This is a genomic window from Allokutzneria sp. NRRL B-24872 (assembly GCF_002155965.1).
GTDB lineage: Bacteria > Actinomycetota > Actinomycetes > Mycobacteriales > Pseudonocardiaceae > Allokutzneria.
Window position 1 is genome coordinate 1 of the sequence record NZ_MUMH01000344.1, and the last position, 564, is coordinate 564.

At 73.2% G+C, this 564-nt stretch carries 1 protein-coding gene; it reads right to left on the reverse strand.

What is annotated here, in order from left to right:
* The coding region (locus CCN37_RS37945) for an SAV2148 family HEPN domain-containing protein (protein ID WP_246843559.1) at positions 1 to 469 on the reverse strand (469 nt) is incomplete at its 3' end.
* Positions 470 to 564 lie beyond the last annotated feature (95 nt).

Sequence of the window (564 nt, forward strand, 5' to 3'; positions counted from 1 at the left end):
CGGCCTGGGCGAGGACGGCCTCGGACAGGGCCCGGTTGCGGGAGACGACGTTGCGGGTGACCTCCAGCTCGTCCAGCGCCAGTTCCACGTCGCGCCGCTCGTCGAGGTACGGCTCGAAGCAGGGCCAGTGCTGCACCATCAGCTCGCGGAGCTGGGGCAGGGTGAGGAAGCTCAGGGTGTTGTCGTCGGCGGGGTCGAGCAGATAGCCCTTGCGGCGGCTGACCTCGCGGACCGCGACGGCCCGCTGCACCCACTCCTGTCCGGCGGGCCCGGCGGCGGCGACCACCCAGTCGTCGCCGTGGACGGGCTCGTAGATGGGCCGCAGCACGGCGGCCACCACGGCGCGCAGCCGCTGTTCGACGAGGTTCAGCCAGATGTAGGCGCGGCCGGCCCGCTGGGCGCGTGTACGCACTTCGAGCCAGGCGTCGGCGTTCCAGTCCAGCTCCGGGCCTATGGAGCCCCGCTCCATGGGCCGCGCCAGGGACACCGCGCCGGGTGGGACATCCGTGGGGTCCCCCTCGTGACCCGTGTCGCCCGCGTCACCAGGAGGCAACTCCAGCCCTC